General features: G+C 40.6%; 8 protein-coding genes. All 8 read right to left on the reverse strand.

From position 1 onward, the window contains the following. Window positions 1–2: 2 nt before the first annotated feature. Entirely contained in the window at window positions 3–4,448 is a 4,446-nt protein-coding gene (locus tag CA2559_RS11540; protein ID WP_013188078.1) for a CusA/CzcA family heavy metal efflux RND transporter, read from the reverse strand. Window positions 4,449–4,573: 125 nt separating this feature from the next. After that, entirely contained in the window at window positions 4,574–4,885 is a 312-nt protein-coding gene (locus tag CA2559_RS14010) for a DUF6660 family protein (protein WP_083798877.1), read from the reverse strand. 49 nt (window positions 4,886–4,934) lie between these two features. After that, window positions 4,935–6,671, reverse strand: a complete 1,737-nt coding sequence (locus CA2559_RS11545) for an efflux RND transporter periplasmic adaptor subunit (protein WP_013188080.1) — start codon at window positions 6,669–6,671, stop codon at window positions 4,935–4,937. Window positions 6,672–6,675: 4 nt separating this feature from the next. Beyond that, window positions 6,676–7,167, reverse strand: coding sequence for a DUF305 domain-containing protein (locus tag CA2559_RS11550; protein ID WP_013188081.1), 492 nt, complete (start codon window positions 7,165–7,167; stop codon window positions 6,676–6,678). Between the two features lie 24 nt (window positions 7,168–7,191). Continuing rightward, window positions 7,192–7,899, reverse strand: a complete 708-nt coding sequence (locus CA2559_RS11555; protein ID WP_013188082.1) for a PepSY domain-containing protein — start codon at window positions 7,897–7,899, stop codon at window positions 7,192–7,194. A 1-nt stretch (window position 7,900) separates the two neighbouring features. After that, window positions 7,901–8,485 carry a DUF2911 domain-containing protein gene (locus CA2559_RS11560; RefSeq protein ID WP_013188083.1) on the reverse strand — a complete coding sequence of 195 codons (585 nt, stop codon included), beginning with the start codon at window positions 8,483–8,485 and terminating at the stop codon, window positions 7,901–7,903. 19 nt (window positions 8,486–8,504) lie between these two features. Beyond that, window positions 8,505–11,006: a heavy metal translocating P-type ATPase gene (locus CA2559_RS11565; protein ID WP_041241224.1), complete on the reverse strand. Its 2,502-nt coding sequence runs from the start codon at window positions 11,004–11,006 to the stop codon at window positions 8,505–8,507. A 2-nt stretch (window positions 11,007–11,008) separates the two neighbouring features. After that, a complete protein-coding gene (locus CA2559_RS11570; RefSeq protein WP_013188085.1) occupies window positions 11,009–12,235 on the reverse strand; it encodes a permease in 1,227 nt (408 codons plus the stop codon). Window positions 12,236–12,249: the final 14 nt, after the last annotated feature.

A 12,249-nucleotide genomic window follows, 5' to 3' on the forward strand; every position in this document is an offset into this window, starting at 1 on the left:
TTTTAGTTTTGGAAATATTGTAAATCAAACAGGGCTTCTAAATATTTATCAAGTGCATCCAGCGCGTCCATTTCGGTCTGTATGGCATCACGTATTATTTGCGTGAATGCTGCATAATCCAGCGCTCCTTCTTTGTATGCCAGCAATGCACCTTTGCGCTGGTCTATGGCAAGTGGCAAAGCTTCGGTTTTATAGAAAAACCAGGTATCCCGCCATCGTGCATAATTTTGTTGTGCCTGTATGAATTGCGATTGTAGCTCACGCTGTTTAAAGGCTGCATTGGTTTCTGCAATCTGTGCATCGAGTTTAGCAGCCTTTGCACGACTACGGACAGGTCCAGAAAACAGTGGTATGGAAATCCCAGCTTGATAGGTATAAAAACCACTATCGCCATTGACACGTTGTAGGCCACCTTGCAGATTAAACTGGGGCAGTAAATTTGCCCTTGCTGCGTCATAGCTTGCTTGTGCTTCGTCTATACGCTTTCGCGAAAGCGATAACTCAGGATGATCATTCAATGTATTATTAGACTCTAAAATTGAAATTTCACTAGCTCCAAATTCATCAGAAACGCCGTACATAGCATCTGGTGTCAACCAAAGGTTGAGCTTTTGCAAGGCGATGAAATAGTCTGTTTCTGCCTGCTGAAACTTATTCTTAATTTGTAGTGCTTGATTGCGCGCAGCAGCATATTCCAGTCTTGAAATGGCTTCCACTTCATAATTGAGTTCTACAGATTGTGCAAACTGATCATAAATGCTGTCCAGTTCTCGGTACAAAACAAACTTCTTCTTTGCCTGAAAAGCTTCTGACCAGGCCTTTTTGACTTCCCGTTCTATCTGGATTTCCGAAAGGTCAAGAGCTGTTTCGGCTAACTGGATGCGTTGTTGTTGCAAACGTTTTTTAGCACCTATTCCCAGTAGATCAATATTTTGTTGACCGATACCTATCAAGGTATAAATACCTTGACCATCTGCCACTTCTTCGCCACCCGTAAAGATCTGTGTACTACCGAAGTCGTAGGCATTGCCTGAGAGTGCATTCTGTCTTTCGATTTCGAGTTGGCTTGCTTTGAGTACAGGATAATTTTCTTTGGCAATTTCTACAGCTCGTGATAATGTGATGGGCGTGATGCTGTCCTTAGCAATGAGATCTTGCACAGGTGCTTGTGATTGTTGCGCTCTCCCTTCGACTGCGCTCTGGGCAGGCGCGAAAGCGGTGCCACCTAACATAAAACCAACTATCAAAATCGTAGTCAAGCCTTGCGGATTAAACGAACCAATCTTATTCTGCTCTTTGCGCTCGCGTCTCTTTTCTATAAAGGTATATAGTACGGGAAGCACGACCAACGTGAGCAGCGTAGCTGTAAGCATTCCACCGATAACTACCGTAGCGAGCGGCTGTTGGACTTCTGCACCGGCCGATGTGGAAAATGCCATAGGTAAAAAGCCGAAAATATCAGTGGTGGCCGTGAGCATAATGGGACGAATACGTTCTTTAGTCCCTTGAAATATTCTATCCTTTATACTTATCACACCTTCTTCTTTTAAGGAATTAAATCGGTTTATAAGTACCAGTCCGTTAAGAACTGCAACACCAAATAGCACAATAAAGCCGACACCTGCCGAAATACTAAATGGCATATCCCGCAACCATAGGGCTAACACACCACCGATGGCCGCCAAGGGAATCGCTATGTAAATCATTAGCGATTGTGAAAAGGATTTTAAGGCAAAGTACAGCAGTATAAATATTAAAAAAAGGGCGATGGGCACAACGATTATCAAACGATCCTTTGCGCTTTGTAGATTTTCAAACTCGCCACCATAGGTAATATAATAGCCTGATGGCAAGTCCAGTTCTTCATCTAATTTTTGCTGAATATCTTTTACTACAGACTCCACATCCCTGCCTCTTGCATTTACACCTACGTAGGTTCTTCTATACGTATTGTCACGTGAAATTTGCATAGGTCCAGGGACGTATTCAATTTCGGCTATTTCGATAATGGGTATCTGATTGCCATCCTTAAGATCGATATACATATTGCGTAGGTCATCGATACTTTTTCTATGGCTTTCATCAAATCGTACCACGAGATCAAATCGTTTCTCGCCTTCAAAAATTACTCCTGCGGTTCCGCCAGCGAATGCGGTACTTATGTAATCATTTACTTTTTGAATATCCAGTCCATATTGCGCCATTTTATCACGCTTATATTTTACGGTCATCTGTGGTAATCCTGCAGTTCGTTCTGCACTCACATCACCAGCGCCAGGAACGGTCTGTATAATCGCTGCCATTTCCTGAACCTTTTGTGATAACACCTCTAAATCTTCGCCATACAGCTTTACAGCAATATCTTCTCTTACGCCTTCTAACAGCTCGTTAAATCGTAACTCTACTGGTTGGGTAAAAACTAAATTTACACCCACGAGTTCATCATCCAGTTTATCTCTTATAGCATCTATCAAACCTTCTTTAGTAGAAGCTGTTGTCCACTCGTCCATATCCTTGTTTAGGATGATGTACATATCTGCAATATCCATAGGCATAGGATCGGTAGGAATATCTGCAACACCTATACGAGCAGTTACTGTTTTAATTTCAGGGAAATTTTCTAATAGGATAGTTTCTATTTTCTTGGAAACTTCAATAGATTCGGATAATGAACTTCCTGGTCTAATGAGTGCTTGCATTGCTAGATCTCCTTCATCAAGCTGGGGCACAAATTCTCCACCCATATTAGAAAAGATAAAACCAGCAATAAGAAGTAATACGGCAGCAGCTGATAAAACAATAAGTTTTAGTTTAAGGGCTCCCTTTAATAATGGCATATATGCACTATGAATAGCACCTATAATTTTATCACTTATTTTTTCGAGCCAGCGCTCAAACCTGCCGAACCAGTTTTTGGTATTTTGTACTGGTTTCATAAAAAGCGCTGCCATCATAGGCACATACGTGAGACACAAGATGATGGCACCTATCATTGCAAACCCAAAGGTGTATGCCATAGGTTTAAACATTTTACCTTCTACACCAGTTAGAAAAAGTATAGGCGTAAAAACGATGAGGATAATTATCTGTCCAAAAAAAGCGGAACCCATCATCGTGCTACCTGCATCATAAGCTACTTTATCCATCACTCCTTGATTGAATTTTAGCTTGCCAGACCTAATCCGTTTTTGGATCTCATATACTGTTCCTTCTATAATAATCACAGCACCATCTATGATGATTCCAAAATCAATAGCTCCCAAGCTCATTAAGTTTGCCCAAACATTAAATTGCTTCATTAAGATAAAAGCAAAAAGTAAGGACAACGGTATGGTCGTGGCTGTTATGATTCCACCTCTTAAACTCCCTAGCAAAAAAACCAGGGCAAAAATTACGATAAGGGCACCTTCTAGCAAATTGGTTTTAACGGTATCGGTCGTTCTGGCAATTAGCTCACTACGATCAATTATTGGGGCGATAGTTAGACCTTCTGGCAAAGACTTTTCAATTTCTGCCATACGATCCTTTACATTTTGAATCACTGCATTAGGATTAGAACCCTTGAGCATCATAATCATACCGCCCACGGCTTCCTTACCGTCTTGGGTAAATGCACCATAACGTACCTGACTCCCAAAATGGACACGCGTTGCTACATCTCCAATTGTTATGGGAATGTTGCCTTCGTTGATAATCGAGATATTCTTGATGTCTTCCAAAGAGCGAATAAGACCTTCGCCTCTTATGAAGTTTGACATTTTATTTTTCTCAATATAGGCACCACCTGTATTCACATTGTTCATAGCAAGAGCGTCATACACTTGTGAAATGCTGATGCCCATACTGTTTAACTTCTCTGGATTGACAGCAACTTCGTACTGCTTGATACTACCACCAAAAGAATTAACCTCTACTACGCCTTCCAATAGTGTAAGTTGTCGTTTTATGACCCAGTCTTGTACTGTGCGCAGTTCCATAGGTGAATACTTGGTTTCAAAACCTTCTTGTGGCTTTATAGTGTATTCATAAATTTGACCTAATCCAGTAGAAATGGGACCCATTGATGGGCTTCCAAATTTTTCAGGAATGGATTCACCCAGGTCGTTGAGTTTTTCCTGAACCAGCTGTCGAGGAAGATAGGTTCCCATATCGTCTTCAAAAACGATAGTAACTACGGAAAGGCCAAAGCGTGAGATAGATCTTATTTCTGTGACGCCTGGTAAATTACCCATAGATAGTTCTACGGGATAGGTTACGAACTGTTCAATATCTTCTGTTCCCAGATTAGGCGATTGCGTGATGACCTGCACCTGATTATTGGTAATATCTGGCACCGAACCAAGGTTTACGGTTGCCATTGACCAAATACCAACTCCTATAAGAGTCAAGGTAAATAGGCCAATAATGAATTTGTTATTGATTGAAAAATCAATGATTTTGTTAATCATAGATAATGGTGTTAATTCAGTTGAAATTCTTGTTTAGCACATTGAATTAAATGCAATGCACTTTGTTGACGAATCCAAAAAATGGAAACTTCAAAACAGGATATAGTTATCCTATGAAAACTGAATTATGCCCTTGGTGGTTGAAAAAGGGAAGTATGGAAATCCTTGCCGTGATGTTGAAAAGAAGTAAGGATTTCATTTGAAATTGGACCTTGAAAAGGTTCAAAAGCCACTAAACCGAAGTTAATCGTATGGACGTGACAACAATGACAATTGCAGAAAGGCGAGCATAGATCGCTATCGCTGTGGTCGTGGTTTGCATCTGTTGTTTGTGAAAATTCTATTTGAGTATCATCACTATCAGAAGTGGTATCACTACAAGGCGCAAAGTTGAGCGCCAAGAAATAAATAGATAGTATGACTGTAAATATTTTCACGTTACAAATATAGAAAGTTTATGGCGCAACTGTGTTGCAAAAATTAATATCACAATGAATCAATCACACTGCCACAAGTCAACATTGCATCACCGTAATATGGATTTCTTATTTCTTCTTCTGTACTCAACCAAACTGCACCCTTATTGTTGTTTGCCATTGGGCATTTTTGGACATAATAATTTGTTGAGTTTTCTATGTTCATAGCAATAGGCACGATATTCTCATTAAGTATCACAAAATGTGCTCGCTGGTTTTCCAGATTTTCATTGGTTGCAATGGCATCCAGCATCTCGATACTTTTGGTAAGATGTTGCTTTTCCATTTTGCCTAAATCCGATGTAGAAATTTCCTTTAATTTTTTTGATGTCGCTTTCGCGAAATTGGAAACCTGACCAGCATCGCTTTCTACCAATGCATCTTTCATTTTGAGATATGATGGTAATGCTTCATTAAAATCAGAACTAAACCCTTCGTCGAAACTCATTTCCATATCGCCCATCATAGCTGATTCATCCTGCATCATCTGCTGATTCATCATTGATTTTTTACCTTGTAGTTGCGCAGCTGCATCTACTGTAAATGTTCCATTGGTAACGATTTCATCGCCATTATTCAGTCCAGCCGATACTTGGTAATTGTCGCCAGAGCGATTGCCCAAGGTTACTTCACGCATTTCAAATACAGGTTCATTAGGATTGGTTTTCACATATACCAATGAGCGCTCGCCCGTCCATAACACAGCACTTGCAGGCACGGAAAGTGTATTTTCCATAGTTTGCGTTGCGCCTTTAACCTTGCCCGTCACAAACATTCCTGGCTTAAATAGGTCGTCTCTATTTTGAAGTGTTGCTCGCACCGTTACTGTACGTGTTGTATTATTTAAAATAGGGTCAATAAAAGAAATAGTGCCTTCAAATTCTTTGTTTGGATAGGCATTGGTCGTAATGTTGATTTTTTGCCCAACATTGAACTGTGCTATCTGATTTTCATAAGCATCGAATTCTGCCCAGACAGAATTTAGGTTGCTCAACTTTACAATAGGTTCCCCTTGATTTACGTAATCGCCCTGTGCTGCCATTACTTCTGAAACCGTTCCGGAAACCGTCGCATAAATCGGGAAATTCTCACGTACCGTTCCACTTTCTTCTATGGCATTGATTTGTGTATCTGAAAGTTTCCAGTTTTTGAGCTTGTTGCGAACGGCTTTGTATAAAGCAGGTTGCGATGCTTTCAACGATGCTGCGGTAATCAATTCCTGCTGTGCCGCTACAAGGTCTGGTGCGTAAATGGTTGCCAGTAACTGACCACGGTTTACTTGCTGACCTTCATAGTTGACGTTAAGTCGTTCTATTCTGCCTTTAAAATAACTGGATTGTACGGTATTGTTTTCTTCGTTTGCAGCTATTTTTCCCGAAAGGGATATCATCCCATCATCATCGCTTGTTTCTGCATTACCTACAATGGTGGTTTGGATATTTGCCAACGCCATTGCGTTTTCAGTCATTTTTATCTCGTTTGCAGCGAGACCTTCAGCACCAGCTTCAGCAGGAATTAAGTCCATTCCACATATAGGACAATCGCCAGCTTCTGGTTGCATAATCTGTGGATGCATTGAGCACGTCCACATCTGGTCTGCACTCTCGCCAGAGTGGTCGTGTTGATCGGACATATCGGATATATCCTTATTTGCCATAGTATCACTTGACCCGTTTCCAAAAATGAGCCAGCCTGCGCCCAAACCTATTATTACGGCTATTGCTATATATAAAATGTTCTTGTTCATAATCTTATTTTTCGTTTTCTAAACGTTCAATCATTTCTTTCATTTCGGCAATTTCCCTACGTTGTGCTTTTATGATTTCTTCAGCCAATTTTTTGACTTCTGGGTCTTCAATATCAGCTCGTTCACTTGTTAGAATTGCAATGGAATGGTGTGGTATCATTGCTTTCATCCAAAGAATATCGCCTACGGTGGATTTTTGGTCGCGTACCAGTCCCAATGCACCTACAAAGAGAACGATACTTCCCAAGACTATGGCGATATTCTTTTTTTTATTTTGATACATTCCACGCATTGCCACAAACATAATGATGGCCATAGCTGCGATACCAAGGCAGACCATATAAAATCTCGTTAGGCTAAACCAAACGTGGTCCCATTCATAGGTGTTTAAATACATCGTAATGTACATTGCTACAAAAGAGCAAGCCAACATCGCTACAAAACGTGTATAGTGATTTTTAGATTTTCCTGAATTTGTGTGTTCATTTGAATTCATAATTTTTGGTTTTTTTGTCACTAATTATTTAATCTTCTTTTTTAGTTTTCTGATTGATGGGGAACTGATATACCACAAAACGAAACCGCTTAAGACAGTTATCAATCCCAAAAGTGAAAATGCCCTTAACAACAACGTGTTGAAATTATCCCTTCCCTGATAATCCATTGTATGGGTCATCCATAGAAAATCAAACCAGCGCCAATCCCTGTGTCTCACCGTTTGAAAAGCGCCATTCTCAACCGCCACATAGGCTTTTAAATTTTGTGGTGTCTCATACGAGATTTCATAAGCTGGAAGTGGGCGACCGCGATATTCGTGATGTGGCCCAACAGAATCGACTAATTGAATTTTTACTATTTCTAAATCGTTCAACATATACCTACTTGCAACTTGTTGTGCCTCTTCTTTAGAAATTCCATTTTTCATTTGTCCCGTTCTTGCATTGTAAAGCTGTGCTTCATTAATCCAATAGTAAGGTTCATTTGCTATTTCCAGTAGTTCCAAGGATTGTACAGGTTCTATTACAGCAAGTTGGGCTGTGCCGAGCAAATCATTAAATGAGGTCTGCACAGGTGCAGCTTTCTTAAAATGGTCGCCGTGTATCTCGTCAATGTTCGTCCAACTGAAATACATCCCGCTAATCGTCCACATCAGAAACTGAATACCTAAAAAGATACCCAAATAGCGGTGCGCTTTTCTAATCCATTTCGCTGTTTTTCTGTTCACCATTTTACTTTATTTCAAAAGGAAATTCAATCGTGACTTTTTCCCAACTCATTGAGATTGTTCCTGAAGTCTCAGTTGTTTTGTTAACTTTATACTCTAAATGTTCCTTGATGTCTTCGGAAATTTGAGGTGTCACTTTAAATCGTAATACATCATCATTTTCAGTATAGTCGTCCTTACCGTGTTGGTTCCAATTCCTGTTGAAAATGACAGTCCATTCTTCCTGATTCGGAATTACAAAAAACCCATATTTCCCGGCTTTCAATTCTTTACCGTCAATTTCTAAATCCTTATTTGTTTCCAGCCAAGTAGCCATATGGGCACCAGCCTGCCAGACTTGGTCGTATGCCAATAAACCACCGAAAATAATTCTATTCCTCACGCCTGGCGACGAATAATCTATATGAATATGTGCATCACCTATCATCGCCATTGCCGATGTATGTGGGCTTAAAGTTTTTTTGTTCTCGGATTTAGGCTCACTTCGAGTATGATTGTGTTCTGTCTCTATTTTGGGATTGTTCTTTTCTTCGTTTTTACATCCGCTGACAGCAACTACCAATAGGATTATCAAAATTTTATATTTCATAAGTATTCAATTAGTTAGATTATATGTTTTTACTTTTTAAACGTAATGAGTTGGCGATTACCGAAACCGAACTAAAGCTCATCGCTAAAGCCGCAATCATTGGCGATAAGAGTATTCCGAAAAACGGGTACAATAGTCCTGCCGCAATCGGGATACCCAGCGTGTTATAAATCATTGCAAAAAAGAGGTTTTGTTTGATATTTCGCATTACTGCATCACTTAGGTTTCTTGCCTTTACGATACCGTGTAAATCGCCTTTCACCAAGGTAATGGCTGCACTCTCAATGGCAACATCCGTACCTGTTCCCATAGCGATACCTACATCACTTTTAGCTAATGCAGGTGCGTCGTTGATGCCGTCGCCTGCCATTGCAACCACCTTGCCTTGCTCTTGTAATTTCTCGACTTCCTGTAATTTGTTTTCCGGTAGCATACTTGCTTGAAAATCTGCAAGGTTAAGTTCATCTGCGACAGCTTTGGCGGTGTCGTGATTATCACCAGTAAGCATAATGACCGCAATTCCCTTATTCTGCAAATCCTTGATAGCTTTTGCGCTCGTTTCCTTTATTTTGTCACCTATGACCACATAACCAACGATGTTAGCATCAATGGCGAGATAGGAAACGGTCTTTCCTTGTTTTTGATAGGATTGTGCCTCATTTTCCATAGCTTCGGTAAGCGTGGCATTTGCCTGTTCCATCATTTTGGCGTTGCCCAAAGCCACTTCATTGCCGTTCACTTTACCTTCAACACCCTTTCCGGTAACTGCGTTGAATCCATCTGCTTTTAAAAACTCTGCGTTTTGTTCTTTTCCATATTTTACGGTGGCTTCTGCCAGCGGATGTTCACTTTGACTGTTAAGGGAAGCAATAAATTGTAGCACTTCGTTTTCAGTTATTTTACTATCAAAAGAACCTACCGTCTCGACCGTTGGTTTGCCTTCGGTTATCGTTCCTGTTTTGTCAACAATTAAGGTATCTACCTTATCCATTTTTTCAAGGGCTTCGGCATTTTTGATAAGCACCCCATTCTGTGCCCCTTTACCAACACCGACCATTACGGACATTGGTGTCGCAAGCCCCAAAGCACACGGACAGGCAATAATCAATACGGCAATGGCATTGACCAAGGCATATACATAGGCTGGTTCTGGGCCCCAAATTGCCCAAACGCCGAATGTCACAGCAGCGATAATGACCACGATTGGCACGAAATATCCTGAAACGGTATCTGCTAATTTCTGAATTGGCGCACGGCTACGACTGGCATCATTGACCATCTGTATAATCTGTGATAACAAGGTGTCAGATCCAACCTTTTCAGCTTTCATCAAAAAGGATTGATTACCGTTGATTGTGCCACTACTTACTTTATCATCGGTAGATTTGTTTACGGGAATGGGTTCGCCTGTAATCATCGATTCATCGATGGAAGTTTCGCCTTCGGTAATTACACCATCTACGGGAATCTTATCGCCCGGCTTCACACGCAGAATATCACCCAATTCGATTTCATCGATGGCTACTTCCTGTTCTTCGCCATCAACTACTTTTACAGCCTTATTCGGTGCCAATTTTAAAAGTTCTTTGACTGCGGAATTTGTCTTGCTATGAGCACGGGCTTCAAGAACCTGCCCAAGCAATACCAAAGTTAAAATGACCGTTGCCGCCTCAAAATAGACGTGAACCGTACCTGCTTCGGTCTTAAATTGGTTTGGGAAAAAATCAGGCACGAGCATTCCGAACACACTAAATAGCCAAGCAACGCCTGCACCGATACCGATAAGCGTAAACATATTTAGGTTCCACGTTTTAATACTTCGATAGGCACGTTCAAAAAACATCCAAGTGGCGTAGAATACCACAGGAATGGAAAGTGCAAATTGAATCCAATTCCAATATTTTAATTCTAAAACATCATATAACGGATTGTTGGGCAGCATTTCGGACATTGCAATGATAAAAATGGGCAATGTGAAAGCGACCGCTATCCAGAACTTTTTCAGTAGATTTTTATAGGTCTTTTCCTCTGCGGAAAGGTCGGGTTCCATAGGCACTAAATCCATCCCACAGATTGGACAGCTTCCCAGTTCGTCTTTTACAATTTCGGGATGCATCGGGCAGGTATATTGGGTGTTGGAAGTAGCCTTTAGATTAACTTCTTCAACTAAATCCATTCCGCAAACAGGACAGTCGCCTGGTTGGTCATAGGTTTTATCGCCCTCGCAATGCATCGGGCAATAGAACGTTCCCGTTCCTTTGGCTTTAGGTTGTTCAACTTTCTTCTTATCGTGGGTATGATGGTGTTCACCATTCTGATGGATACTGTATCGCCCACCGTCCGCTTTTAGAGCATCTTGAAATTTTTCGATGGGAATATGTGCTTGCATTTCTATGGTCGCTTCGGCTTTTTCTAAATCGACAGATGCATTAGTTACACCTTCGATTTTGGAAAGCGTCTGTTCGACGTGGTTTCGGCAACCATTGCAGGTCATTCCGTGTATGTGATAGGTGTGTTTCATTGTCATAGAATTAAAAATTTAGTGATTAAACCACCTGCCAGCCAGATATAGCAAGCGATAGCAACATATTTTAATACACTTTCAAGCAAAGGGCTCTTTGGTGCCATTTCACTCATTGAGTGTTCCACATCTTTTTTCTTGAAAAATCCGAGATAAACCAGATACGCTGAAATTGCGAGGAAAGCAATATTCAAATAGAAGGTGTAATCAATTTTGAAATGTTCTTTGTCTTGTATTTTTACCTGTGATGGATCTGGTAATATGCTCAACAAATCAAAACTATAATGAAGCGCAAGAGACGTACCGATCAATGCTGTAAACAATAGGAATACGATAAAAAACGACATTTTCCAGCCATAGTATTTTGCATTGATGCGTAGTACGGGAAAAACTACCAAATCACTAAAAATAAATGCCATTACACCTGCAAAACTCACACCTTTACCAAACAACAAAGCTGCCAATGGAATGTTTCCCATCGAGCCGATAAAAGTTAAAAATGCCGCAACCGGACCCACAACAATATGTTCCATAACTTCGAGAAAGGTAAAATCGGTTTTACCTTGACCACTATTTATAAACAGCGTTTGGAAAAACGAATCTGGGACGAAGGCGGCAACGATACCTGCAATGGTAAAGCCTACGGTTACATCCTTCCAGACCATTTGCCATTCCATCTTATATTTCTTGGCGACCCTTGCCCAGCTATCTTCCTGTTGAATCTGTTTTTTCCAGTCTTTGGAATCTTCCATTTCATCATCATCCTGCCCTTCAAGATTTTTCCGTGCTTTTTCGATGAGCTTTTTGGGATTGATAATGCGAATGAGAACCCAACAAATGAGTATGAGTAAAATACCACCCACATATTCGCCCACTACAAACTGCCATCCCAAGAAAATGGAAATGATTATACCAAGCTCAATGACAAGGTTTGTAGATGCAAGTAAAAATGCAATGGATGATACAAAGCTTGCACCTTTCTTAAAAATGGACTTGGTAGAAGCGAGTGCGGCAAAGCTGCACGAACTGCTTATAAAACCAAAAAATGTCCCAAGAAGTACACTTTTCTTCTCGTTCTCGCCCATTGTTTTCTGCATCCGTTTTTCGGTCACGAAAACTTGTATCATACTACTGATGATGTAACCCAATATGAATGCCCAAAGCGCCATCCAGAAAAATCCGGTGGTGGTATAGGCGGCTTCGCCCCATTGTTTCAAAAAATCATTCATACATCTTTATTTTA

The organism is Croceibacter atlanticus HTCC2559, assembly GCF_000196315.1.
In the GTDB taxonomy this organism is placed as follows: domain Bacteria; phylum Bacteroidota; class Bacteroidia; order Flavobacteriales; family Flavobacteriaceae; genus Croceibacter; species Croceibacter atlanticus.